The 23,535-nt window shown below is 70.8% G+C and carries 20 protein-coding genes, 1 other RNA gene, 1 pseudogene and 1 riboswitch; of the genes and pseudogenes, 7 read left to right on the forward strand and 15 right to left on the reverse strand.

Features of this window, described 5'->3' with window-relative positions:
* Window positions 1–357: 357 nt before the first annotated feature.
* Together rnpB and rsmI are read right to left on the reverse strand one after the other, a co-directional pair.
* Window positions 358–722, reverse strand: an RNA gene (gene rnpB, locus EAT51_RS02290) — RNase P RNA component class A.
* 116 nt (window positions 723–838) lie between these two features.
* Complete coding sequence (rsmI, locus tag EAT51_RS02295) at window positions 839–1,657, reverse strand: 16S rRNA (cytidine(1402)-2'-O)-methyltransferase (protein ID WP_130561221.1); 819 nt, start codon at window positions 1,655–1,657, stop codon at window positions 839–841.
* 191 nt (window positions 1,658–1,848) lie between these two features.
* Between rsmI and EAT51_RS02300 the strand changes: the two are divergent.
* Together EAT51_RS02300 and EAT51_RS02305 are read left to right on the forward strand one after the other, a co-directional pair.
* Window positions 1,849–3,111, forward strand: a pseudogene (locus EAT51_RS02300) (penicillin-binding protein activator); the annotation flags it as partial.
* Between the two features lie 10 nt (window positions 3,112–3,121).
* Window positions 3,122–3,508 (forward strand): YraN family protein, encoded by a 387-nt coding sequence (locus tag EAT51_RS02305; RefSeq protein WP_130561223.1) that lies wholly within the window; start codon window positions 3,122–3,124, stop codon window positions 3,506–3,508.
* 4 nt (window positions 3,509–3,512) lie between these two features.
* Here the strand turns inward: EAT51_RS02305 and EAT51_RS02310 are convergent, their stop codons facing one another.
* The 7 genes from EAT51_RS02310 to EAT51_RS02340 form a co-directional block, all read right to left on the reverse strand.
* The gene (locus EAT51_RS02310) at window positions 3,513–5,093 is read right to left on the reverse strand and encodes a CocE/NonD family hydrolase (protein WP_130561224.1); all 1,581 of its coding nucleotides are present in this window, start codon (window positions 5,091–5,093) and stop codon (window positions 3,513–3,515) included.
* A gap of 368 nt (window positions 5,094–5,461) precedes the next feature.
* Window positions 5,462–6,424 (reverse strand): thiamine-phosphate kinase, encoded by a 963-nt coding sequence (thiL, locus tag EAT51_RS02315; protein ID WP_130561225.1) that lies wholly within the window; start codon window positions 6,422–6,424, stop codon window positions 5,462–5,464.
* Entirely contained in the window at window positions 6,421–6,834 is a 414-nt protein-coding gene (locus EAT51_RS02320; RefSeq protein ID WP_205965150.1) for a DUF2251 domain-containing protein, read from the reverse strand. Before EAT51_RS02320 ends, thiL begins: the two co-directional genes overlap by 4 nt.
* Before the next feature lie 14 nt (window positions 6,835–6,848).
* Window positions 6,849–7,322, reverse strand: coding sequence for a transcription antitermination factor NusB (gene nusB / locus EAT51_RS02325; RefSeq protein ID WP_130561226.1), 474 nt, complete (start codon window positions 7,320–7,322; stop codon window positions 6,849–6,851).
* Window positions 7,319–7,786, reverse strand: coding sequence for a 6,7-dimethyl-8-ribityllumazine synthase (gene ribH, locus EAT51_RS02330; RefSeq protein ID WP_130561227.1), 468 nt, complete (start codon window positions 7,784–7,786; stop codon window positions 7,319–7,321). Before ribH ends, nusB begins: the two co-directional genes overlap by 4 nt.
* Before the next feature lie 54 nt (window positions 7,787–7,840).
* A complete protein-coding gene (ribB, locus tag EAT51_RS02335; RefSeq protein WP_130515438.1) occupies window positions 7,841–8,959 on the reverse strand; it encodes a 3,4-dihydroxy-2-butanone-4-phosphate synthase in 1,119 nt (372 codons plus the stop codon).
* Window positions 8,956–9,561 (reverse strand): riboflavin synthase, encoded by a 606-nt coding sequence (locus tag EAT51_RS02340; protein ID WP_130515436.1) that lies wholly within the window; start codon window positions 9,559–9,561, stop codon window positions 8,956–8,958. Before EAT51_RS02340 ends, ribB begins: the two co-directional genes overlap by 4 nt.
* Before the next feature lie 133 nt (window positions 9,562–9,694).
* Window positions 9,695–9,911: riboswitch (FMN riboswitch) on the reverse strand.
* A 149-nt stretch (window positions 9,912–10,060) separates the two neighbouring features.
* On the opposite strand from EAT51_RS02340, the gene EAT51_RS02345 reads away from it, so the two are divergent.
* Complete coding sequence (locus EAT51_RS02345) at window positions 10,061–10,828, forward strand: helix-turn-helix transcriptional regulator (protein ID WP_130515434.1); 768 nt, start codon at window positions 10,061–10,063, stop codon at window positions 10,826–10,828.
* Window positions 10,829–10,912: 84 nt separating this feature from the next.
* Window positions 10,913–12,394: a S41 family peptidase gene (locus EAT51_RS02350; RefSeq protein ID WP_130561228.1), complete on the forward strand. Its 1,482-nt coding sequence runs from the start codon at window positions 10,913–10,915 to the stop codon at window positions 12,392–12,394.
* Window positions 12,395–12,496: 102 nt separating this feature from the next.
* Here the strand turns inward: EAT51_RS02350 and EAT51_RS02355 are convergent, their stop codons facing one another.
* Window positions 12,497–13,405 (reverse strand): LysR family transcriptional regulator, encoded by a 909-nt coding sequence (locus EAT51_RS02355; protein WP_130515430.1) that lies wholly within the window; start codon window positions 13,403–13,405, stop codon window positions 12,497–12,499.
* Window positions 13,406–13,498: 93 nt separating this feature from the next.
* Between EAT51_RS02355 and EAT51_RS02360 the strand changes: the two genes are divergently transcribed.
* Complete coding sequence (locus EAT51_RS02360) at window positions 13,499–14,515, forward strand: zinc-dependent alcohol dehydrogenase family protein (protein WP_130561229.1); 1,017 nt, start codon at window positions 13,499–13,501, stop codon at window positions 14,513–14,515.
* A 5-nt stretch (window positions 14,516–14,520) separates the two neighbouring features.
* Here EAT51_RS02360 and ribD read toward each other — a convergent pair whose 3' ends face one another.
* From ribD to EAT51_RS02385, 5 genes are all read right to left on the reverse strand, one after another.
* A complete protein-coding gene (gene ribD, locus EAT51_RS02365) occupies window positions 14,521–15,615 on the reverse strand; it encodes a bifunctional diaminohydroxyphosphoribosylaminopyrimidine deaminase/5-amino-6-(5-phosphoribosylamino)uracil reductase RibD (protein WP_130515428.1) in 1,095 nt (364 codons plus the stop codon).
* Window positions 15,608–16,084, reverse strand: coding sequence for a GNAT family N-acetyltransferase (locus EAT51_RS02370; protein WP_130515426.1), 477 nt, complete (start codon window positions 16,082–16,084; stop codon window positions 15,608–15,610). The genes ribD and EAT51_RS02370 overlap by 8 nt, the downstream gene beginning before the upstream one ends.
* 11 nt (window positions 16,085–16,095) lie before the next feature.
* Complete coding sequence (gene nrdR / locus EAT51_RS02375) at window positions 16,096–16,629, reverse strand: transcriptional regulator NrdR (RefSeq protein ID WP_130515424.1); 534 nt, start codon at window positions 16,627–16,629, stop codon at window positions 16,096–16,098.
* 105 nt (window positions 16,630–16,734) lie between these two features.
* Window positions 16,735–18,003 (reverse strand): serine hydroxymethyltransferase, encoded by a 1,269-nt coding sequence (glyA, locus tag EAT51_RS02380; protein WP_130515421.1) that lies wholly within the window; start codon window positions 18,001–18,003, stop codon window positions 16,735–16,737.
* A gap of 237 nt (window positions 18,004–18,240) precedes the next feature.
* Entirely contained in the window at window positions 18,241–18,780 is a 540-nt protein-coding gene (locus EAT51_RS02385; RefSeq protein ID WP_228257787.1) for an RcnB family protein, read from the reverse strand.
* 237 nt (window positions 18,781–19,017) lie between these two features.
* On the opposite strand from EAT51_RS02385, the gene ettA reads away from it, so the two are divergent.
* Window positions 19,018–20,679, forward strand: coding sequence for an energy-dependent translational throttle protein EttA (gene ettA, locus EAT51_RS02390; RefSeq protein WP_130515420.1), 1,662 nt, complete (start codon window positions 19,018–19,020; stop codon window positions 20,677–20,679).
* A 422-nt stretch (window positions 20,680–21,101) separates the two neighbouring features.
* Complete coding sequence (locus EAT51_RS02395) at window positions 21,102–23,519, forward strand: membrane-bound PQQ-dependent dehydrogenase, glucose/quinate/shikimate family (RefSeq protein WP_130561230.1); 2,418 nt, start codon at window positions 21,102–21,104, stop codon at window positions 23,517–23,519.
* The last annotated feature ends 16 nt before the right edge of the window (window positions 23,520–23,535 follow it).

Raw genomic sequence — 23,535 nt, forward strand, 5'->3', positions numbered from 1 at the left:
GAGCCAACGGCAACAGCAACAGCAACAGCAACAGCTAACCCCTCCCCGACCCTCCCCTGCGCTACGCGCAAGGGAGGGGGCCTGAAATTCGACGTTCCTGCGCCTGCGAGAAGGCGAGAAGGCGAGAAGGCGAGAAGGCGAGAAGGCGAGAAGGCGAGAAGGCGAGAAGGCGAGAAGGCGAGAAGGCGAGAAGGCGAGAAAAGACGCCAGGCCCTGTTGGGGAACTCAAGCCCCCTGAGTCAGGGGGCGCGCCGACAGGCGCGGGGTGTGGAGGGCAAAGCGCCGGGGCCCGAAACGTCGCGCCGCGTGCAGCGGCGCGAGGTTTTGGGGGCTCCATCTCGCTGCGCGAGATGGAGGTGGCGGAGCCGGCCTGTAAGCCGGGTTCTGTCGTGGACAGTCATTCCTCTAGGCGCATCGTCACCGATACGCTCAAGCAACCTACCCGGACCCGACGCGGGCCGCGTCATGAGGTCCCTATTCGGTCTTGCTCCCGGTGGGGTTTACCGTGCCGGTCCGTTGCCGGACTCGCGGTGCGCTCTTACCGCACCATTTCACCCTTACCTGATCCCTTGCGGGCCATCGGCGGTTTGCTTTCTGTTGCACTGGCCGTCGGCTCGCGCCGCCCAGGCGTTACCTGGCACCGTGCCCTGTGGAGCCCGGACTTTCCTCGGCGCCCGCTTCCATCGAAATGGAGCGGACGACGCGACTGTCCGGCCGGCTCCGCCGTCGCGGATTGTCGCATGCCGGCAGGAGCCAGGGGAAAAAACCAAGAATCCGTCAGCGCGAACAGCATCTACGCCTTCCACGCTTCCCCGTTCCGCCGCGCCCGTTCCTCGCCTCAAGCCCCGTACAACGCCTTGCGCGGCGCGCCGGTGATCTCGGCGGCGAGCTTGGCGGCGGTCGAGGGCGGCAGGTGGGCCTTGAGCAGGGCGTGGACGCGGTGGCCTTCGGCCAGCTGGGCGTCGGCATCGTCGCCGGCGCCCTGCACCATCACCACGAACTCGCCCTTGCGCTGGTTGTCGTCGGCCTGCACCTGCGCCAGCAGCGTGCCGAGGCTGCCGTCGAGCACGGTCTCGAACAGCTTGGTCAGCTCGCGCGCCATGGCGGCGGGACGTTCCGCGCCGAAGGCCTGCGCCAAGTCGGCCAGCGACTCGGCGATGCGGTGCGAGGACTCGTAGAACACCAGCGTGCGCGGCTCGCCGGCCAGCGCGCGCAGCGCATCGCGCCGGGCGCTGGCCTTGGCCGGCAGGAAGCCTTCGAACACGAAGCGATCGCTCGGCAGGCCGGCCACGCTCAGCGCGGCGATCGCCGCGCAGGCGCCCGGCACCGGGCTGACCCGCACGCCGGCCGCGCGCGCGGCGCGCACCAGCCGGTAGCCGGGATCGGACACCAGCGGCGTGCCGGCGTCGGAGACCAGCGCCAGCGACTGGCCTTCCAGCAGGCGCGCGACGATGCGCGCGGCGATCGCCTCCTCGTTGTGTTCGTGCAGGGCCAGCAGCGGCGTGGACACGCCGAAATGCGCCAGCAGCTGGCCGGTGCGGCGGGTGTCCTCGGCGCAGATGGCATCGACGCCGCGCAGGGTCTCCAGCGCGCGCGGCGAGAGATCGGCGAGGTTGCCGATCGGCGTGGCGACGACATGGAGGGTGGGCTGGGCCATGGAGAGGCGCTCATCTGGCAAAGGGTAGAATCCTAGCCCGTTCCTCCAGACCCGGCCCCGCACTGCCCATGCATACGCGCACTGCCCTGCTGTTCGCCCCGGCCCTGCTCGGCCTGCTCCTGGTCGGCTGCGCCACCACGCAGGTGGCCCCGAGCGCGGGCACCGCCACGCGCGCCGAACAGAACGCGGCCTTCATCCAGGCCCAGCAGCTGGCCGCCCAGCGTCCCGGCCTCAGCGGCCAGGCCCTGAGCGACAACACCCGGCGCATCCAGGCGCTGCTGGCCGAGCTGGACAACGCCACGCTGACCCGCGAGACCACCGCGCTGCCGCCGGGCGATCCGCTCTATCCGCTGGCCGGCAATGCGCTGCTCGAGCGCAAGCTGCCGCTGCCGCATCCGTTCGACCACGGCAGCAAGTGGAACTTCGACGCCAACGGCCGCCCGCCGGCCGAGCGCGACGGCTACCGCCCGCCGCAGAAGCTGGCCGTGCTGCTGCCGCTGTCCGGCCCGCTGAGCGCCGCCGCCGCGCCGGTGCGCGACGGCCTGCTGGCCGGCTACTACGGCGAACACCGCCGCCGTCCGGAGATCCGCTTCTACGACACCGCCAGCAGCCCGGCCGATGCCACCAGCGCCTATGCGCGCGCGGTCGCCGACGGCGCCGAGCTGGTGGTCGGCCCGCTGGGGCGCGAACAGGTCGATGCGCTGTTCCGCCAGGGCAACCTGAGCGTGCCGGTGCTGGCGCTCAATCGCGGCGAACTGGACCCGCCGCAGGGCGCGGCCAGCTTCTCGCTGGCGCCGGAGGCCGAGGGCGTGAGCGTGGCCGATTACCTGCTCAAGCTCGAGCGCAAGCGCGTACTGATCATCGGCGGCAGCGACGAGAGCAGCCGGCGCGCGGCCGATGCCTTCGGCAAGCGCTTCAGCGAAGGCGGCGGCGTGGTCGCCGACGTGATGACCGTGGGCGACGCCCCGGCCGACCTCTCCGCGCCGCTGGCGGCGGCCGCGGGCAAGAACATCGATGCGATCTTCCTGGCGGTGCGCGGCTCGACCGCGCGCGTGCTGACCCCGCAGCTGGCCCTGGCCGGGCTGGGCGGCAAGGCCCGGGTGGGCACCTCGCTGCTGGTGCAGGGCACCGGCAAGCCGGAGGAAGACAATGTGCTCGATGGGGTGATCTACCCGACCGAGACCTGGTCGGCCAACGGCGTCACCGGCCTGCCCTCGGCCGCGACCGTGGCGGCCACGCTGCCGACCGCGCGCGGCGGAGCGGCGCGCCTGTTCGCCTTCGGCTACGACGCCTGGCAGCTGGCGGCCTACCTGCCGCGCCTGGTCGGCAGCGCCAACGCCGACGTGCGCGGCGCGACCGGCACGCTGACCCTGGACGGCTTCGGCACCGTGCTGCGCGCGCCGGCCTGGGCGACCTTCAGCGGCGGCGTGCCGGTGCCGATCGCCGGCGGCTGAGCCAGCGCCCATGGCCGAGCGTCAGGCGCGCGGGGCGGCGGCGGAAGCCGCGGCCCGCGCGCTGCTGGAACGCGACGGCCTGCGCCTGATCGCCGCCAACGTCCGCTTCCGCGGCGGCGAACTGGATCTGGTGATGCACGACGCGGCCGCGCGCGGCGGCGCCTGTCTGGTGTTCGTGGAGGTGCGCTACCGCGGCGCAAGCGCCTTCGGCGGCGGCGCGGCCTCGGTCGATGCGGCCAAGCGCCGCAAGCTGGTCCACGCGGCCCAGCTGTATCTGGCCCAGCATCCGCGCTGGGCCAGCCTGCCGTGTCGCTTCGATGTGGTCGAAGCGCATGGCGATCCCGCCAACCCCCAGCTGACCTGGCTGCGCGACGCCTTCCGCGCCGACGAAGCCTAGGGCCTCAGCGCAGCGGCACGCTCAGGCGCGACGGCGCCGCAGTGGGCGACCCGAAGGCCACGCTGCCGCCGACATCGGTGGCGTCGGTGTAGCGCGGGTCGAGCGTGTCCACGGCCAGGACCAGGCGGCTGCCGGCCGGGATTTCGGCGGCGGCCGCTTCCAGGCCGATCTCCAGCGTGCGCGCCTGGCCCGGCACCGCATCGCGCAGGCTGTAGGGCTTGTAGCTGAGCAGCGTGCCGGTGCCCAGGGCATCCATGCTGTAGAGGTAGGCCACCAGGGTCACGTGCGACTGGCTGGGCGTGACCGTCACGCGCAGGCTCGGCGCCCCGGCCAGCACGCGATTGCGCTCGAGCACCGGCCCGGACCACACCGCGCCGCCGACGCGGCTGACCAGCGGGATCGAGGTCTTCATCGGCTGGCCGAACGCCTGCAGCAGGCCGCTGAGCATGACCACACCCGAATCGGCCAGGGTCGGGATGCCGGTCAGGATGGAGGCGCTCCAGCCGGTGGCATCGCCGCTGGACAGCGTGCCGGTCGGCCGCAGCAGGCCGGTGGGCCGGCCCAGGCCGTAGACCACCGGATCGGCCTGCACCTGCGCCCAGCTGCCGTAGTCCAGGTTGCGCCCGCCGATGCTGGTCAGCCGCACCGAGCCGCGCCCGTCCACGCCGTTGGCCTGGCCCTTGAGGAAGTGGTCGAACCACGCCACCGCCTCGTCGTAGACCGCGTTGGGCAGGCCCAGCGCGCCCGGCAGTTCGGCCGTGGCGTGGTCGCCCTGGCTGAAGATCAGGCGCCGCGGGCCGGTCAGCTGGTTGTAGAAGGCCACGTACTGGCTGGGCGGGAACAGGCCGTCGTTGAAGGCATTGGCCAGCAGCACCGCGGTGCCGTTGCGGTTGATCTGCGCCACCTCATGCACCGCGCCGCGGCTGGCGGCCTGCGGCAGGAAGCCGTTCACCGCGCCGTCGAAGTCGCCCAGGGCCACCTTCGCGGTGATCGTCTGCAGGTCAGGACCGGGCCGGCCGGTCAGGCTGCCGGTGGCGGCCAGCATCAGCACCGCCTGCTGGCTGACGGTCTGGTTGGCGTAGAGCGAGGCCTCCAGATCGGCCCAGCCGCTGAGCGCGGCCACCGCCTTGATGCGCGGATCGCGCGCGGCCGCCAGCAGGCTGGTGCCGGCGCCGTAGGAGATGCCCGAGACGCCGATGCGCGCTGGGTCGGCGGCGGTATGCGCCAGCGCCCAGTCGATCACCGAACTCACGTCCTCTACCGTGGCCGGCCCGGCCACGTCGATCTGCCCGGTCGAGTCCCAGAAGCCGCGCGAGGTGTAGCTCACCACCACATAGCCTTGGCTCGCCATCTGGGTGGCGCGGCCGACGTATTCCAGGTTGGGCAGCGACCAGCTGGCCGGCATCACCACCAGTGGGAACGGCCCGCTGCCCTGCCCGGTCGGCATCAGCACCATCGCGCCCAGTTCGGTGCCGTCGAAACTGGCGATGCGTTCGTAGGTCTTGTTGAAGCCGCCTGCCCACGCCGTCACCGAACAAAGACACAGCACCAGCAACAGCCCAACCCGCCGCGTGAATCCGTGCATGGAACGCCCTCCCAGGCAAGGGCCGGTCGCCGCGAGCGCAGGCCGGCCGTAGTGTTCGAATGCCGCCCGCCGCGGGCGGCCAGGACACCGTACTTGCGCGTATGGAGGCAGCCAAGCTGCAGCGCAGCAAGGGGCCAGTGTGGGAGCCGGCAAGGTGGGAGCCGGCCCGGTGGGAGCGACTGTCTCCTCAAATCTCGCAACGGCCTGCCTGTAGAGCGGAGCTTGTGGCAATCCCCTTTTGGGGACTCCGCTGCTCTTCATTCGGTTCATGGGGAAGGCCCCAGCGGAGCGAGCTCCGCTCTACAGGGGGGAGCCGCCATGGCGGCTCCGACCGAGCGAGAAAACGTGCGCCCGGCCGCCCCCGGGCTTCAACCGAAGTGGTCGTATCCCACGCGCGGCGCCTGCCAGGGCGCGCCGGCGGCGTCGAGGGCCTGCACGCCTTGCCCTGCGACGATGCGGCCGATGCGCGCACCGGGCACGCCGGCGAAATCCAGCGCGGCCTGCACCTCGTCGGCGCGCGTCGGCGCGGCAGTGAAGCACAGCTCGTAATCGTCGCCGCCGCCGGCCTGCCAGGCCCAGCGCAGCTGCGGGCGGAAGGCCGCCAGCGCGCGCGAGACCGGCAGCTGTTCCAGCTGCACCTGCGCGCCGACCCCGCTGCGCTGGCACAGATGACCCAGGTCGGCCAGCAGTCCGTCGGAGATGTCGACGCAGGCGCTGGCCAGGCCCAGCAACCCGCGTCCGGCCTCCACGCGCGGCGTGGGCCGGTCCAGGCGCGCGCGCAGGCCCCGGTCGACCGCCGCGCCGGACAGCAGCGACTGCAGCGCCGCCGCCGCATCGCCGGGCGTGCCGGTCACCCAGATCTCGTCACCCACGCGCGCGCCGTCGCGGCGCAGCGCATGGCCGGCCTCGACATGGCCCATCGCCGTGATCGACACCGACAGCGGCCCACGCGTGGTGTCGCCGCCGACCAGGACGATGCCGTGGCGCGCGGCCAGGTCGCAGAAACCATCGAGGAAGCCATCGATCCAGGCCGGGTCGGCCTGCGGCAGGGACAGCGACAGCGTGCACCACGCGGGGCTGGCGCCCATCGCGGCGAGGTCGGAGAGATTCACCGCCAGCGCCTTCCAGCCCAGGTCGGCGGGCGCCACGTCGGGGAAAAAATGCACGCCGGCATTGAGCGTATCGGCCGTGACCACCAGCTCCATGCCCGGCGGCATCGCCAGCAGCGCGGCATCGTCGCCGATCCCCAGCACCACGTCGTCGCGCGTGCCGGCGCGCGCACGGATGCGCGCGATCAGGTCGAACTCGGATCCGGCCGGCGAGGCGGTCAAGCGAACAACCCCTCGACCTCGTCGCTCCAGGCCGGGCGCCTCCACCCGGACTCGCGCGCAGGTGCCGGGAATTCGCTACGGCAATAGCCGCACTTCCCCGGGAAATCGAATGCGGCCTGCGCTTGGTCGTTGATGAACAGCACCGCCTTGGCGTCGTCGCGCGACCAGCCGATCTTCACTTCCGCGGGGACCTGGCGATCCATCACGTCCTCGACGTTGTAGACATGCAGCGCATCGACGATCTCCCACAACGCCAGCGCGGTGTTCCAGCGGTGCGCGTAGAAATACCCGGTTTCGCCGTCGTCCTCGAACACCACCGAGAAGGGCTGCTCCACCGCCGCATCGGACAGGAAGACGCCGCCACCGACGTTGACCGTTTCCCTGGCCTCCACGAACACGTTGAATGCCACGGAACGGGCCCGGCTTACTTGCTCGCGCGCGGATGCTTGGCCTCGGCCGGGCGCCACTCGAGCGCGGCGCGGTCCAGCACGCCGTTGACGTAGGTGTGGCCGTGTTCGGAGCCGAAGCGCTTGGCCGTCTCGATGGCTTCGTTGATCACCACCCGGTACGGCACGTCGATGCGGTGGCGGAGCTCGTAGGCGGCGATGCGCAGCACCGCGCGCTCGATCTGGTCGACCTCGGCCACGTTGCGGTCCAGGTGCGGCAGCAGGGCCTGGTCGAGTTCGGCATGGTGGGCCATGACGCCGCGCACCAGGTCCTCGAAGTACTCCAGGTCGGCCACTTCGTGGGCCTGTTCGTGGGCGAACTGGGCGATCACCGCCTGCGTGGTGCCGCCGGCCAGCTGCCAGGCGTAGATCGCCTGCAGCGCACGCCGGCGCGCACGCGCGCGCAGGACCGGATCGATCCCATCGCCGCGACGCGGACCGGGACGGCTCATGCCAGCTTCTCCAGCAGATTGACCATTTCCACCGCGGCCAGGGCCACTTCCTCGCCCTTGTTGCCGTGGCTGCCACCGGCGCGCGCCTCGGCGTCCTCGGCCACCTCGACCGCCAGCACGCCGTTGAGCACCGGCAGGCGGTAGTCCAGCTGCACGCGCATCAGGCCTTCGGCGCAGCCGTCGGCCACGTGTTCGTAGTGGCGGGTGTCGCCGCGGATCACGCAGCCCAGCGCCATGATCGCCGCATGCCCGCCGCCGGCCGCCAGGCGCGCGGCCACCACCGGGATCTCCCACGCGCCCGGCACGCGGATCACATCGATCGCGTCGTCGGCAACGCCGTTGCCGGCCAGCTCCTTGCGCGCGCCGGCCACCAGCGCATCGGTGATGCGCGCATTCCAGCGGCTGGCGATGATCGCGTAACGCGCACCGCCGACCGTGCGCAGGTCGCCTTCGTAGTGGGTCATGGGAATCGTGCGGATCGAGGGTCGGACAGTTTATCAGGCGCGGGCAGGCCGGCCTCAGCCACGGGCGGGCGGCGGGACTTCCACCGTCTCCACGATCTCCAGCCCATACCCCGCCAGGCCGACCTGGCGGCGCGGGGTGCCGAGCACGCGCAGCTTGCCCAGCCCCAGATCGGCCAGGATCTGGGCGCCGGCGCCGTTGCGCCGCCACTGGCCGACGTCCTTGTCCTTGCCCGGCGCGCGCGGCGCGGGCTGCTGCAGCAGGCGCGCCAGCAGGGCGTCGGAATCGCGCGGGGCCGACAGCACCACCATCACGCCCTGCCCTTCGGCGGCGATGGCGCGCAGCGCGTCGGTGGCGGCCACGCCGAAGTCCTCGCGCCGCCAGTGCAGCAGGTCGGCCAGCGGGTTCTCCACCTGCACGCGCACCAGCGTCGGCACCTCGGCCCGCGGCGCGCCCTTGACCAGGGCGAAGTGCAGCTCGCGGGCGATGCGGTCGCGGTAGGTGACCAGGCGGAACGGGCCGAACTCGGTGTCGATGTCGCGTTCGTCCACGCGCTCGACGGTGTGCTCGGTCGCCAGTCGGTAGGCGATCAGGTCGGCGATCGAGCCCATCTTCAGGCCGTGCTCGCGCGCGAACACCTCCAGCTGCGGGCGGCGCGCCATGCTGCCGTCGGCATTGAGGATCTCCACCAGCACGCCGGCCGGCTCCAGCCCGGCCAGCATGGCCAGGTCCACGCCGGCCTCGGTATGGCCGGCGCGCGTGAGCACGCCGCCGGGCTGGGCGATCAGCGGGAAGATGTGGCCCGGCTGGTGCAGGTCGGCCGGCTTGGCATCGGGCTTGACCGCGGTGCGGATGGTGTGAGCGCGGTCGTAGGCCGAGATGCCGGTGGTGACGCCCTCGGCGGCCTCGATGCTGACGGTGAAGTTGGTCTGGAACTGGGCGGTGTTGGCCTGGACCATCGGCGCCAGGCCCAGCTGCGCGGCGCGCTCGCGGGTCAGCGGCAGGCACACCAGGCCGCGGCCGTGGGTGACCATGAAGTTGATGTCCGCGGGCTTGACCAACTCGGCGGCCATGATCAGGTCGCCTTCGTTCTCGCGGTCTTCGTCATCGACGATGACCACCATGCGGCCCTGGCGGATGTCTTCCAGGATCTCCGGGATGGGCGCGAAGTTCACAGCGCGGCTCCGCGCTCGCCCAGCAGGCGTTCGACGTAGCGGGCGACCAGGTCGATCTCCAGATTCACCGCATCGCCCACGCCGGTCTGCGCGAAACGCGTATGCGCCACGGTGTGCGGGATCAGCGCCACTTCGAAGCCCTCGTCATCGACCTCGTTGACGGTCAGGCTGACGCCATCGACGCAGATCGAGCCCTTCCTGGCGATGTACTTGAGCAGCGCGGCCGGCGCCGCAAAGCGCCAGCGCTGCGCGCGCGCGTCCTCGTGCACCGACAGCATCCGGCCCAGGCCATCGACGTGGCCGCTGACCAGATGGCCGCCGAGGCGATCGGTCGGGCGCATCGCGCGCTCCAGGTTCAGGGCCGCGCCGACCGGGAGCTGGCCGAGCGTGGTCAGCGACAGCGTCTCGGTCGAGGCGTCGGCCTGGAAGCTGGTCGCGTCGAAGGCGATCACGGTCAGGCAGACGCCGTTGACGGCGATGCTCTCGCCCAGCTGCACCGCGTCGAACGGCAGCGTGCCGACCTCGAAGCTGAAGCGGGTATCGCCGCCGATGGGGGTGGCCGCGGCGAGACGGCCGACGCCCTCGATGATGCCGGTGAACATCAGCGCACCTCCTGCGGCAGGAGGGTGGGAATGCACGCACTACTCTGATTCATGATCAACGTTTCTCGCAAAGTGGAAAGCGAAAAACGCCACAAGGCCATGACCCGCGCGCAGCCACAAGGGCCGCGATGCGGGTCGTCTTCTTTCATCCGGACTCTATGGCGCGGCAAGGCTGCGCCAACCGTCGGCTCCGGCATCGGACCGGATCTGCTGACCTGTGGCAGGCGTGAAGTCCGCAAGCGGAGAGACGCGCTCTCGAGAGGGACCCACCAACCCCAGCGCTCGCGGGCTCATGCGCCGATGGCGCATCTACCGCCGGTGGGGAATCTCACCCCGCCCTGAAGACGTTCTTAAGGATGCCGGCGAACCGGCGCGCGCAGTATAGCGCCGCGGCCGTCCACCCCGGCGGCACGCAGCGTGCCGATCACGCGGTGTACAGTGCGGCTGTGCCGGCGCATGACCGGCGTCTTGCGACTCGCCGAACCGCGCCTGCCTGCCGATGCCGCCTTCTTCCTGGTTCTCGCAGATGCGCCTGATGCGTTACGCCCCCAACGGCGCGATGCAGGCGCACCATCATGATCGCCCCTCGCTCTGCCTGGTCGTCGACGGCGGCTACCAGGAGCGCATCCGCGGCCGCGCCGACTGGCACCGACCCGGCGAGATGATGTTCTGCCCGGCCGACGAGCCGCACGCGCAGACCTTCGCCGACACCGGCGCCGTGAAGATCCTGCTCGATCCGCGTGCGGGCACCCTGGACTATCTGCGCGGGCACCTGCCGCTCACCGAGGCGCCGTTCACCGGCTCGGTCCAGCTGGCGGCGATCGCGCGCCGCCTGCGCGCGGAACTGTGCGCCGACCCGGCGGACAGCGCTGCGCGGCTGGCCGCCGAGGGGCTGGCGATGGAGGCGCTGGCCGAGTTCGCCCGCCACGCCGCGGCGCCCGTGCGCGTCGAGCCTTGGCTGCAGCGCGCACGCGAGTACGTGCATGCGCACGCCTGCTCCGGCTTCGCGCTGGAGGACATGGCGCAGGCGCTGCAGCACCACCCGGTGCATGTCGCGCGCAGCTTCCGCGCGGCGTTCGGCCGCAGCGTGGGCGACATGGTGCGGCAACTGCGTATGGCCGAAGCGGCGCGGCTGCTGCGCGAGACCAGCCGCCCGCTGGCCACGATCGCGGCCGACTGCGGTTTCGCCGACCAGGCGCATTTCAGCCGCAGTTTCCGCGCCGCCTATGGCGTGCCACCGTCGCGCTTCCGCCGCGAGCGGCGCTAAGCGCAGACAAAAACGCTTCGCCGCTGCAAGACAGGCACGGCGGCAGGCGCCAGGATCGCCGCATCCTTTCGGGAATTGCCGACCATGTTCCGTGTCCGCCGCGTCCTGCCTGCGCTCCTGTTCGCCGCCGTCCCGCTGTACGCGCTGGCCGCCCCCGACTTCGACCGCGACGCCTGGCGGGCCGACTACGCCACCCTGAAACAGGCGCTGGAGCGCGACTACGCCAATCTGGCCTGGATCGGCTCGACCCAAAGCGGCGTCGACCTGCCCGCACTGGACCGCCAGACCCAGCGCGCGCTGGACAGCGCGGAGAACGACGCGCAGGCCGAACAGGCGATCCGCGATTTCGTCGCGGGTTTCCACGATGGGCATTTCTCGTTTCTGACCACGTTGCAGGCCGGGGCCGCAGCGGCCGAACCGCCCAGCGTGGACCTCACCGCCGCCGACGCGGCATCGGGCTGCGCGGCCCTGGGCGTGGGCGCCGGTGGGCACCCGGGGTTCTCGCTGCCGTTCGAATCCCTGCCCGGGTTCAAGCTGCTGTCCGACGGCATGGATCAGCCGCTACGCACGGGCCTGTTGACGACGCCGCAAGGCCCGCGCGTCGGCCTGCTGCGCCTGCCGGAATTCGCCCCCACGGCTTACCTCGGCCTGTGCCGGCAGGTCTGGCAGCAGTTGCGCTCCGAGGACTCCGCCGACGACATGCGCGACGCGCTGATGGACGCCCTGGCCGATGCGGTCGCCACCGCCTTGCAGGGTTTCGCCGCCGCCAAGACGGACCTGGTGCTGGTCGATGTCGGCAACGACCCGGGCGGCAACGACAGCGGCGATGTCCTGACGCGCCTGTTCACGACCAGGCCGGTCCACTCGGCGCCGTTGCTGGTCAGCCAATCGCCGGCGGGCACGGCGTATCTGGACGAACAGTTGCATCGACTGACCGGTGCCTTGCAGGAGCATCATCCCGATCCCGCCTCGCGCCGCCTGCTGCGCCAATCCATCGCCGCCTTCCAGCAGTCCAGGCGCAGCGCCGGTGACGCGCCATGCGACCTGTCGTGGACGTGGAGCGAACGACGGGACTGGAACGCGATGCCGTGCCGGCGTCTGGTCGAGGCCGGGAGCTCCGGCGGCCCGCTGGACTACCTGCCGGCCGATGCGATCGCCGACATGACCATCGCGCATCGGCTGAACTGGGCGCAGGACGTGCGCGCCCACTGGGGCGCATGGACCGGCCCGGTGTACGTGCTGACCGATGCCAAGACCTATTCGTCGGCGGAGATGTTCGCCGCGCGCATGCACGACAACGGCATCGCCCGCACCGTCGGCGTGGGCACCGGCGGCGATGGCTGCGGCTTCATGGTCGCCTCGCCGCCCACCACGCTTCCGCATTCAAGACTGCGCCTGCGCATGCCCAACTGCGTGCGCCTGCGTGCCGATGGCAGCGACGAGGTCGCCGGCATCGCGCCCGACCTGCCGGTGCTGCCGCAGTCCGGGGAAAGCGACCGCGCCCGCGCCTGGCGCCTGCTGCAGACCGTCGGTGCGGACTGGCGCACGCGCCATGGCGGCGGATGACACCGAAGCGACGCCTTCGCGGCATCGTCGAGGGCGCCGCATGCCGTTGGCGGTGAACTTGCCGCCGCCGCATCGTGGCCTGCGCAACCCCAGGTCGCGCGCTCAGTCGGCCATGGCGGCCACCAGCGCATCGATCAGCAGGCGCAGCGCCGGCTGGCGGTCCGCGCCCGGCAGCCACAGCAGGTGCACCGGCGAGTCGCTCACCGGCCAGTCGGTCAGCACCGGCACCAGCCGTCCCTGGGCGACCAGCGCATCGGACATGTAGTCCGCCTGCAGGGCGATGCCCACGCCGGCCAGGGCCGCATCGCGCGCGGCCTGCGCGTCGTTGCAGGTCATCACCGGCGCGATGCGGACCGAGCGACGTTGGCGCTGGCGGTGGAACTGCCACAGCGTGCCGGTGCGCAGGCCGTCGAACGCGATGCAGCGATGGGCCCGAAGATCGGACGGCTCGAGCAACGCGGGCGCGTTGGCCAGGTAATCCGGCGAGGCGCACAGGTAACGGTGCATCGTGCTCACGCGCCGGGCCACCAGCCGCGCATCGTCCAGGCGACCGACGCGCACGGCCAGATCGACCTTGCCGGCGACCAGATCGACAAAGGCGTCGTCGTAGGCGACGTCGAGCGCGATCCCGGGATGGGCGCGCATGAACTCGGCCAGCAGCGGCGCCAGGCGGTAGCGGCCATAGCTGGCAGGCACCTGCAGGCGCAGATGCCCGCTGGCGCCCCGCGACCGCGGCTGCAGGGCGAGCGCCATGTCGGCCAGAGCGGCCTCCAGGCGTTGGCATTGCGCCAGCAGGCGCACGCCGTGCTCGGTCAACGCCATGCGCCGGGTCGTGCGCAGAAACAGCGGGATGCCGGCACTTTCCTCCAGCGCGGCGATGCGCCGACTGAGCACCGATGGCGTGCAGCCGACCTCGCGCGCGGCGCGGGAGAAGTTCAGGGTGCGCGCGGCGGCGGCGAAGCTGCGCAGCGCGCGCAGCTGGGCTGGCGCCAGGGTGGTCGATTCGTTCATTGAGTGAACATGATAAATGCCTTGGGCAGGGATTCACGCCTTGGGAGCACAGGCATACGGTGCCGTCTCCCTTGCCACCATCGAGTCCCTCGCATGCGCCAGTACCTGCTCACCGCCTTCGGCCTGGATCAGCTGCAGATCGCCCACGCCCACGCCCCCGACCCGCGCCCCGGACCGCATGAGGTGCTGGTCCGGCTCGAAGCCGCTTCGCTCAACTACCGCGACCTGCTGTTGGTCACCGGCCAGCTCTATCGCAACGTGCAGTTGCCGATCGTGCCGATCTCCGACGGCGCCGGGACGGTGCTGGAGGTAGGCCAGGCGGTCACCCGCTTCAAGCCCGGCCACCGGGTGACGACCTTCTACAAGTCGCGCTGGCTGGCCGGACAGATGCGCCCGGAATGGGAGGGCGCCGATCTTGGCGGCCCATGCCCTGGCGTCCTGCGCGAGCTGGCCTGCTTCGATGCCTATTCGCTGGCGCCCGCCCCCGCGGGGCTGTCCAGCGTCCAGGCGGCCACGCTGCCGATCGCCGCGCTCACCGCCTGGCAGACCCTCGAACAGGCGCGCATCACCGCCGGGCAGACCGTGCTGGTGCTGGGCACCGGCGGCGTGTCGCTGTTCGCCCTGCAGATGGCCAAGGCCAGGGGCGCGCGCGTGATCGTGCTCTCCTCCAGCGACGAAAAGCTCGCCCGCGCCGCGCGCCTGGGCGCCGACGCAGGCATCAATTACACCGCGCTTCCGCAATGGGCCGCGCGCGTGCGCGAGCTGACCGGCGGACACGGCGTCGATGCGGTGGTCGAGACGGTCGGCGCCAGCACGCTGGCGCAGTCGATCCAGGCCACGGGTATGCATGGGTTTGTCGGTGTGATCGGCTTCATGGGGGGCAGCCAGGCCAGTCTGGCGCTGACCGACGTGATCCTGAAACGGCTACGCGTGCAGGGCATTTCGGTCGCATCGCTGGAAGCGCACGAGCGCATGGTCGCCGCCATCGAAGCCATCGGACTGGAGCCGGTGATCGATGCGGTGTACGGCTTCGACCAGGCGGGCCAGGCCTTGCAGGCCCTGGCCTCGGGCAGTCACTTCGGCAAGCTGGCGATCGACTTCGCCCGCTGACGCGCTCAGGGCGCGTCCGGCCGCAGCAGCAGGCGCAGGTCCGCGCCGACCTGGCGCTGGTCGATCACGCGCAGGCGATGCTGCTGCGCCAAGCTGGCCAGGCCCAGGTGCAGCAGCGGCCGGGCGGCGTCGCCGAGCAGCGTCGGCGCCTGGTAGAGCAGCAGCTCGTCGACCAGGCCGGCGGCCAGCAGCGCGCCGGACAGGGTGGCGCCGGCCTCGACCTGGACCTCGTTGATCCGGTGCTGGGCCAGCACCGTCAGCACCGCGCGCAGATCCAGCTGGCCCTCGTGCAGCGGGACTTCCTGGTAGTGCACCTGGCCATGGTCGGCCACGCGCGGGGCCTGCGGGCCGTGCAAGTAGAGCGTGGGCGCATCGCCTTCCTGCACGCGGGTGTGGGCCAGGCTGGACAGCGTGGCGTCGAGTACCACACGCAGCGGCGCTACGAAGGGCTGGTCTTCCTCCGGTCTCGCGGTCAGCGCGGGGTCGTCGGCGATGACGGTGCGTGCGCCGGTCAGCAGCGCGCCGGAACGCGCGCGCCAACGCTGCACGTCCGCGCGCGCGGCCGCGCCGGTGATCCACTTGGACTCGCCGCTGGCCATCGCCGTGCGGCCGTCGATGCTGGCGCCCAGCTTGACCCGCAGCCACGGCCGGCCGCGCACCACCTGCGACAGGAAGCCGCGGTTGAGCTCGCGCGCCTGCGCCTCGAGCAGGCCGACCTGCACGGCGACGCCGGCGGCCTGCAGCCTGCCGAAGCCCGCGCCGTCGACCTGGGCGAAGGGATCGCGCATGGCGGCGACCACGCGCGCCACGCCGGCGGCGATCAGCGCATCGGCGCAGGGCGGCGTGCGGCCGTGGTGGGCGCAGGGCTCCAGGGTGACGTAGGCGGTGGCCCCGCGCGCGCGCTGCCCGGCCGCGCGCAGCGCGAACACCTCGGCATGCGGCTCGCCGGCGCGCTGATGGAAGCCCTCGCCCACCACCTCGCCGCCGTGCGCGATCACGCAGCCGACCATGGGATTGGGCTTGGTGGTCCACGCGCCGCGCTGGGCCAGGCGCAGGGCGCGGGCCATGTGGGCGTGGTCGGTAGCGGAAAACTCAGACATGGGGCGATCCCGGTTCGATGGTCATCACCACCACCTGCAACGCTCCCAGCGGCAGGTGGTCGAGGCGTGTCCAGCCCAGCCGCGCGTAGTACGGCACGCGCGCCGGCTCACAGTACAGATGCAGGCGGGCGACGCCCAGCGCCGCGGCGGCGGCCACGCAGTGCCGCACCAGCGCCGCGCCCACGCCCCGCGCACGCGCGGCCGGGCGCACGTACAGCGAGGCCAGCCAGGGCGTGTACGCGGCCAGACGCGGATCGTCCTCGGCCAGCAGGCTCACCGAACCGAGCCAGTCGGCGCCGTCCAGCGCCAGCCAGGTGTTAGGGATGGCGTCGGGCGCGACATGCGTGGCGAGTTCGTCGCGCGCCTGTTCGAAGGTCCACTCCGGCAGCAGTGCGCCGAAGGCCTGCACATGCGTGCGCGCCAGCTCGTCCAGGTGCTGCCGGTGATGGCACAGCGGCGCGATCTGCACGGCCGCGCCGGTCAGCGCTTCTTGTTCTTGTCGCCGGCCTTGCCGAAGGGCAGCACCTCGCCGCCGAGCAGCGGCAGCTGGCCTTCGCCGGGCAGGTCGCGCTCGAGCCGATCCAGCTCCTCGCGGAAGTCGGCCACGTCCTCGAAGCTGCGATACACCGAGGCGTAGCGCACGAAGGCCACGTGGTCGAGCTTGCGCAGCTCGGCCATCACGAACTCGCCGACCCGGCGCGAGGGCAGCTCGCGCTCGGTGGTGCGGCGCAGCTGCTGGATCACCGCGCGCACCGCCGCCTCGACCTGCTCCTCGGACACCGCGCGCTTGTGCAGCGCGCGGTCGAAGCTCTGGCGCAGCTTGCGCGCGTCGAACGGATCGCGCCGGCCATCGGACTTGATGATCGCCGGCAGGCGCAGCTCGATGGTTTCCAGCGTGGAGAACCGCTCGCCGCAGGCCTCGCACTCGCGCCGCCGCCGGATGGTCGCCCCATCCTCGGACACGCGCGAATCGATCACGCGGGTGTCGCTGTTCTGGCAGAAGGGGCAGTGCATCAGGTGCCGGGATTGGGGATTCGGGATTCGGGATTGGGAAAAGCAACGGCTTCAGGAAACGAGCTCACGCCCGATCCCGAATCCCCAATCCCGAATCCCCGCTTCTCAGCCATACACCGGAAACTTCCCGCACTGCGCCGTCACCGCCTCGCGCACGCGGGCGATCACGGCCTCGTCGTTCGGCGCGTCCAGCACGTCGGCGATCCAGTTGGCCAGTTCGACCGTGTCGGCTTCCTGGTAGCCGCGCGTGGTGATGGCCGGCGTGCCCAGGCGCAGGCCCGAGGTCACGAACGGCGAGCGCGGGTCGCCCGGCACCGAGTTCTTGTTGACCGTGATGTGGGCCTTGCCCAGCGCGGCCTCCGCATCCTTGCCGGACACGTCCTTGCCGATCATGTCCACCAGCATCAGGTGGTTCTCGGTGCCGCCGGAGACGATCTTGTAGCCGCGCGCGATCAGCGTCTTGGCCATCGCCTGGGCGTTCTTCACCACCTGCTGCTGGTAGGTCTTGAACGCCGGCTCCAGCGCCTCCTTGAAGGCCACCGCCTTGGCCGCGATCACATGCATCAGCGGGCCGCCCTGGATGCCCGGGAACACGATCGACTGCAGCTTCTTGGACAGGTCCTCGAGCTTGTCGCCCGCGCCGGCCGCGCTGGCCAGGATGATGCCGCCGCGCGGGCCGCGCAGGGTCTTGTGCGTGGTCGAGGTGACCACGTGCGCGTGCGGCAGCGGGGTCGGATACACGCCGGCGGCGACCAGCCCGGCCACGTGCGCCATGTCCACGAAGAACCAGGCGCCGACCTTGTCGGCGATGGCGCGGAAGCGCGCCCAGTCCACCACCTGCGAATAGGCCGAGAAGCCGGCCACGACCATCTTCGGCTTGTGCTCCAGCGCCAGGCGCTCGACCTCGTCGTAATCGATCAGGCCGGCCTCGTTCACGCCGTACTGCACGGCGTTGAACAGCTTGCCGGAGGCATTGACCTTGGCCCCGTGGGTGAGGTGGCCGCCGTGGGCCAGCGACATGCCCAGGATGGTGTCGCCCGGCTGCAGCAGGGCGAAGTACACCGCCTGGTTGGCCTGCGAGCCGCTGTGCGGCTGCACGTTGGCGTAATCGGCGCCGAAGAGCTGCTTGAGCCGGTCGATGGCCAGCTGCTCGGCGATGTCCACGTATTCGCAGCCACCGTAGTAGCGCTTGCCCGGATAGCCTTCGGCGTACTTGTTGGTCAGCTGGCTGCCCTGGGCCTCCATCACCGCCGGGCTGGTGTAGTTCTCGCTGGCGATCAGCTCGACGTGATCCTCCTGGCGGCGGACCTCGTGGGCGATGGCCTGGGCCAGCTCGGGATCGTAGCTTTCGATGCGGACGTCACGCGGGAACATCGGGTCTCCAGGGGCAGGCAGGCGGGCGAAGCGGGGCCCGGATTGTAAGCCCCCGGGGCCACCGAGGCCATGTCGCCCGGGGCTTGCGGCGCGGACGGCCGCGCGGCGGATGCCACGCGGGCATGGCCTTGGCGAGCGCTGGTCGAGCCTCATCGCCGGCATGCCGGCTCCCACAGAAACAGAAAAAGGGCGCGCCGGTGGGGCGCGCCCTCTTGTTGCTTGCCTGCGGCCGACGGCTCAGCGGTTGAGCAGCAGGTCGGTGATGATCCCGGTGGCGATGGCGACCATGATCAGGTTGCCGCGATCGTCGCGGATCCAGTGGTAGCCCGGCGGCGGGCGACGCACGCCGTAGTAATCGTAATCGTTCACCACGATCGGCCGGCCGCTGTAGTAGTTCACATAGCGGTAGCCGCGCTCATAGCCGTACGGGCGGTAGTAGGCGACCGGAGGCGGCGGCGGGCGGTAGTACACCGGGGGCGGCGGCGGGCCAGGACGGTAGTAGCCACCGCTGTAGTAGTTGCGCTCAACCACCACCGGGCGGCTGTAGCGGCCGTCGCGATAACCATCGCGGTAGGCATCGCGACGGTCGTGGCGATCGCGGCGCTCGTCGTGGCGGTCGGCCCAACCGCGCGGACCACCGGGGCCAGGGCCGGGGCCGCCGGGGCCAGCGCCCGGGCCCGGCGGGCCGTGGCGCCAGTCGTCCGCCATCGCCGGCGCGGCCGCCAGCGACATGGCAAGGACGGGAATGCTCAGCAGGGTCAGGATCGTGCGCTTCATGAGGGGTCTCCAGTGCTTCGAGGCACGATGCGATGATGCGCCGGGCCAGTGAACGGAAACTGGCTGGAAACGGCTACAAAAATCGCCGTTCACGACGCCTACTACCGCCTGTTCAGTTTCAGCCCCGAGGCGCCTGCGCGGCCCGGCCCGCTATACTGTGCGCATCCCTTTCCCGCCAGCGTCGCGCGCCTGAAGTCCCAAGCGTGACGGCGCGGCTGCGTCCTCGTCGGAGACCCCATGTCGCAGTACATCTACACCATGAACCGCGTGTCCAAAGTGGTCCCGCCCAAGCGGCAGATCATCAAGGACATCTCGCTGAGCTTCTTCCCCGGCGCCAAGATCGGCCTGCTCGGCCTGAACGGCGCGGGCAAGTCGACGGTGCTGAAGATCATGGCCGGCGTGGACACCGACTTCGAGGGCGAGGCCCGCCCGCAGCCGGGCATCAAGGTCGGCTATCTGGCCCAGGAGCCCGAGCTCAACCCCGACCACACCGTGCGCCAGGCCGTCGAGGAAGGCGTGGGCGAGGTGCTGCAGGCCCAGGCCGCGCTGGATGCGGTGTACGCCGCCTATGCCGAGGAAGGCGCCGACTTCGACGCGCTGGCCAAGGAACAGGAGCGCCTGGAGGCGATCCTGGCCGCGGGCGACGCCGCCACGCTGGAGCAGCAGCTGGACATCGCCGCCGACGCGCTGCGCCTGCCGCCGTGGGAGGCCATCGTCGGCAAGCTCTCCGGTGGCGAGAAGCGCCGCGTGGCGCTGTGCCGCCTGCTGCTGCAGAAGCCGGACATGCTGCTGCTCGACGAACCGACCAACCACCTGGACGCCGAGTCGGTGGAGTGGCTGGAGCAGTTCCTGGCGCGCTACTCCGGCACCGTGGTGGCCGTCACCCACGATCGCTACTTCCTGGACAACGCCGCCGAGTGGATCCTCGAACTGGACCGCGGCCGCGGCATCCCGTGGAAGGGCAACTACACCGACTGGCTGACCCAGAAGGAAGAGCGCCTGAAGCAGGAAGACAACCAGGAAAAGGCCCGCCAGAAGGCGATCCAGAAGGAGCTGGAATGGTCGCGGCAGAACGCCAAGGGCGGCCGCACCAAGGGCAAGGCGCGCCTGGCGCGACTGGAAGAGCTGCAGTCGGTCGACTACCAGAAGCGCAACGAGACCAACGAGATCTTCATCCCGCCGGGCGAGCGCCTGGGCAATGCGGTGATGGAGTTCAAGCACGTCTCCAAGAAGTTCGGCGACCGCCTGCTGATCGACGATCTCAGCTTCCTGGTGCCGCCGGGCGCCATCGTCGGCATCATCGGCCCCAACGGCGCCGGCAAGTCGACGCTGTTCAAGATGATCACCGGGCAGGTGAAGCCGGACTCGGGCGAGATCGTGGTCGGCCCGACGGTGCAGCTGTCCTACGTGGACCAGAGCCGCGATGCGCTGGAAGGCAACCACAACGTCTTCCAGGAGATCTCCGGCGGCCTGGACATCCTCAACATCAACGGCGTGGAGATCCAGTCGCGCGCCTACATCGGCCGCTTCAATTTCAAGGGCCAGGATCAGCAGAAGCTGGTCGGCTCGCTGTCCGGCGGTGAGCGCGGCCGCCTGCACATGGCCAAGACCCTGCTGCAGGGCGGCAACGTGCTGCTGCTCGACGAACCGTCCAACGACCTGGACATCGAGACCCTGCGCGCGCTGGAAGACGCGCTGCTGGAGTTCCCGGGCAACACCTTCGTGATCAGCCACGATCGCTGGTTCCTGGACCGCATCGCCACCCACATCCTCGCCTTCGAGGGCGACTCGCACGTGGAGTTCTTCCAGGGCAACTACCGCGAGTACGAGGAAGACAAGAAGCGCCGCCTCGGCGACGACGCCGGTCCAAAGCGCCTGCGCTACAAGGCGCTGAAGTAAGCCATCGCCCCATGGCCGCTGGATGCGGCCATGGGCGCATCGGGGCGCTGGATCTGCGCACGCAACGGGGCAGAGAGCAGCGCGCGGCCCACGCCGCCCTGCTGCCGCACGCCACGCATCGGATCTCACCTCAACCGCATCCGCGCCCAGGCCGGGCGCGGCTCTTGGCGTGCGCGCGTGACGCATGCAAGTGGAACTCCGCGTCGCAACTGTCGAAAAATTCACGGCCCGCTCGCATGCGCCCTTCCTAGAATCGCGCCGCACGCCAAGGCGTGTGGTCCTGCGTTCCGTGCGTCGCTGCGTGCGACGGAAGACCGCAGATGCAGCTCGCCGGCGACGCAGCCTGACTCCCCTTCGATCCGCTTGGGGACAGGCGTCAGCGAGTGAAACACCATGGCCCTGGCCATGATCTGGAGTTGTGCATGAACACTGCCGCGCCCCGTCCCGGGCTCCCTCTCTGGCAGAAGATCGTCGCTGTCATCGTCGCCGTCTCCGGCCTGATCCTGGCCGTGGCCGGGGCCTATCTGCTGTCGCTGGGCGGCACCTGGTACTACCTGGTCAACGGCGTGCTGATGCTAATCAGCGGCGTGCTGCTGTTCGCCGGTCGGCTATGGGGCGCCAAGCTCTACGGCGTGGTGTTCCTGCTCGCGCTGGTGATGACCCTGGTCGAATCCGCCACCCGCCTGTGGGGCTGGGTGCCGCGCATGGGCTACATCACCCTGCTGGGCTTCTTCGTCGCGCTGATGGTGCCGCGCCTGTCGGCCGGCCGGCTGCGCAAGCACGGTTATCTGGCGGCGGCGGGCTGCATCGTGTTCGCGACGATCGCCTTCGCGCTGGTCTTCCGCACCCAGTACGTCGAACACGGCGACGACGCGCCGCAGGCCCCGCTGGCCGCCGGCGACAACGCCAAGGCCCGCGCCGCGCAGGCCGACAGCGAATGGGCCGCCTACGGCCGCGACACCGATGCCACCCGCTATTCGCCGGCCGCGCAGATCACCCCGGAGAACGTGGGCAAGCTCAAGGTCGCCTGGACCTACCACACCGGCGATCTGCCGCCCCCGGGCAAGACCAACAAGTGGGGCGCGCAGAACACGCCGCTGATGATCGGCGACGGGCTGTACGTGTGCTCGGCGACCAACAACGTGTCCAAGCTCGACCCGGCCACCGGCAAGGAGATCTGGAAGTTCGTCTCCGGGGTCAAATACGAGAACGTGCCCTACACCGCCGCCTGCCGCGGCGTGACCTACTTCGTCTCCAACGCGGTGCCGGAGGGCCAGAGCTGCCATGCGCGCATCATCGTGGCCACGCTGGACATGCGCCTGATCGAACTGGACGCCGCAAGCGGCCAGCCCTGCGCGCAGTTCGGCAGCGAGGGCACGGTCAACCTGCTGACCGGCATGGGCAAGTCGGTGCCGGGCCAGCTGGCGGTGACCTCGCCGCCGGTGGTGGTCAATGGCACCATCTCGCTCAACCACCAGGTGCTGGACAACCAGCGCCGCTGGGCGCCCTCGGGCGTGATCCGCGGCTATGACGCCGAGACCGGCGCGTTCAAGTGGGCCTGGGACGTCAACCATCCCGGCACGGTGTGGCATCAGGAGCCCGGCCCGGGCCAGGAATACAGCCGCGGCACGCCCAACTCCTGGGGCCCGATGGCCGGCGACAACGCGCTCAACCTGATCTACGTCCCCACTGGCAACTCTGCCGCCGACTACTACGATCAGCTGCGCACGCCGGCCGAGAACGCGGTGGCGTCCTCGATCGTGGCGCTGGATGCGACCACCGGCGAGCAGAAGTGGGTGTTCCAGACCGTGCACAAGGACACCTGGGACTACGACATCGGCTCGCAGCCCACGCTGCTGGACTTCCCCGACCACAGCGGCACGCCGGTGCCGGCGATGATCATCCCGACCAAGCGTGGCCAGCTGTTCGTGGTCGATCGCCGCAACGGCAAGCCGCTGCTGCCGGTCGAGGAACGCCCGGCCGACACCAAGGTGACCGTGCCCGGCGAAAGCCGCGCCAGCACCCAGCCGTGGTCGACCGGGATGCCGCGTCTGGGCATGCCGGACCTGAAGGAATCGACCATGTGGGGCATGACGCCGTTCGACCAGCTGTATTGCCGGGTCAAGTTCCGCCAGGCGCATTACACCGGCGAGTTCACCGCGCCGCAGCTCAAGCAGCCGTGGATCGTCTTCCCCGGCTACAACGGCGGCAGCGACTGGGGCAGCGTGGCCTACGACCCGGCCCGCGGCATCCTGGTGGCCAACTGGAACGTCACCCCGATGTACGAGCACTACATCCCGCGCAAACAGGCCGACGCGCAGGACCTGTACTCGATCGACGATCCGCGCTACACGCCCGGCAAGGGCGGCGCCGAAGGCCCCGGCGCGATGGAGGACACGCCGTATGCGATTTCGGTGTCGGCCTTCATGGTCCCGGGTCTGAAGACCCTGTGCAACGAGCCGCCCTACGGCGTGATCACCGCGATCAACCTGCACGATCAGAAGGTGATCTGGCAGCAGCCGCTGGGCACGGCCCGCGCCAACGGCCCGCTCGGCCTGCCGACTGGCCTGCCGATCCAGATCGGCACGCCCAACAACGGCGGCCCGGCGATCACCGCCGGTGGACTGGTGTTCGTCGCGGCGGCCACCGACAACCTGCTGCGCGCCATCGACCTGAAGACCGGCAAGGTGCTGTGGACCTCGGTGCTGCCCGGCGGCGGCCAGGCCACCCCGATGACGTACACGGTCAACGGCAAGCAGTATGTGGTGCAGATGGCCGGCGGCCACCACTTCATGGAGACCCCGATCAGCGACGCGCTGGTGGCTTACTCCCTGCCGTGACGGAGATTCCCGGCGC

The organism is Pseudoxanthomonas winnipegensis (assembly GCF_004283755.1).
Classification (GTDB): Bacteria; Pseudomonadota; Gammaproteobacteria; order Xanthomonadales; family Xanthomonadaceae; genus Pseudoxanthomonas_A; species Pseudoxanthomonas_A winnipegensis.

Excerpts from the sequence above, each read along its gene's own strand:
- rsmI (WP_130561221.1), bottom strand. The coding sequence starts at position 1,657 with ATGGCCCAGCCCACCCTCCATGTCGTCGCCACGCCGATCGGCAACCTC.
- EAT51_RS02305 (WP_130561223.1), top strand. The coding sequence starts at position 3,122 with ATGGCCGAGCGTCAGGCGCGCGGGGCGGCGGCGGAAGCCGCGGCCCGC.
- EAT51_RS02310 (WP_130561224.1), bottom strand. The coding sequence starts at position 5,093 with ATGCACGGATTCACGCGGCGGGTTGGGCTGTTGCTGGTGCTGTGTCTT.
- nusB (WP_130561226.1), bottom strand. The coding sequence starts at position 7,322 with ATGAGCCGTCCCGGTCCGCGTCGCGGCGATGGGATCGATCCGGTCCTG.
- ribH (WP_130561227.1), bottom strand. The coding sequence starts at position 7,786 with ATGACCCACTACGAAGGCGACCTGCGCACGGTCGGCGGTGCGCGTTAC.
- EAT51_RS02340 (WP_130515436.1), bottom strand. The coding sequence starts at position 9,561 with ATGTTCACCGGCATCATCGAGGGCGTCGGCCGTCTCGCCGCGGCCACC.
- EAT51_RS02345 (WP_130515434.1), top strand. The coding sequence starts at position 10,061 with ATGCCGCCTTCTTCCTGGTTCTCGCAGATGCGCCTGATGCGTTACGCC.
- EAT51_RS02350 (WP_130561228.1), top strand. The coding sequence starts at position 10,913 with ATGTTCCGTGTCCGCCGCGTCCTGCCTGCGCTCCTGTTCGCCGCCGTC.
- EAT51_RS02355 (WP_130515430.1), bottom strand. The coding sequence starts at position 13,405 with ATGAACGAATCGACCACCCTGGCGCCAGCCCAGCTGCGCGCGCTGCGC.
- EAT51_RS02360 (WP_130561229.1), top strand. The coding sequence starts at position 13,499 with ATGCGCCAGTACCTGCTCACCGCCTTCGGCCTGGATCAGCTGCAGATC.
- ribD (WP_130515428.1), bottom strand. The coding sequence starts at position 15,615 with ATGTCTGAGTTTTCCGCTACCGACCACGCCCACATGGCCCGCGCCCTG.
- nrdR (WP_130515424.1), bottom strand. The coding sequence starts at position 16,629 with ATGCACTGCCCCTTCTGCCAGAACAGCGACACCCGCGTGATCGATTCG.
- glyA (WP_130515421.1), bottom strand. The coding sequence starts at position 18,003 with ATGTTCCCGCGTGACGTCCGCATCGAAAGCTACGATCCCGAGCTGGCC.
- EAT51_RS02385 (WP_228257787.1), bottom strand. The coding sequence starts at position 18,780 with ATGAAGCGCACGATCCTGACCCTGCTGAGCATTCCCGTCCTTGCCATG.
- ettA (WP_130515420.1), top strand. The coding sequence starts at position 19,018 with ATGTCGCAGTACATCTACACCATGAACCGCGTGTCCAAAGTGGTCCCG.
- EAT51_RS02395 (WP_130561230.1), top strand. The coding sequence starts at position 21,102 with ATGAACACTGCCGCGCCCCGTCCCGGGCTCCCTCTCTGGCAGAAGATC.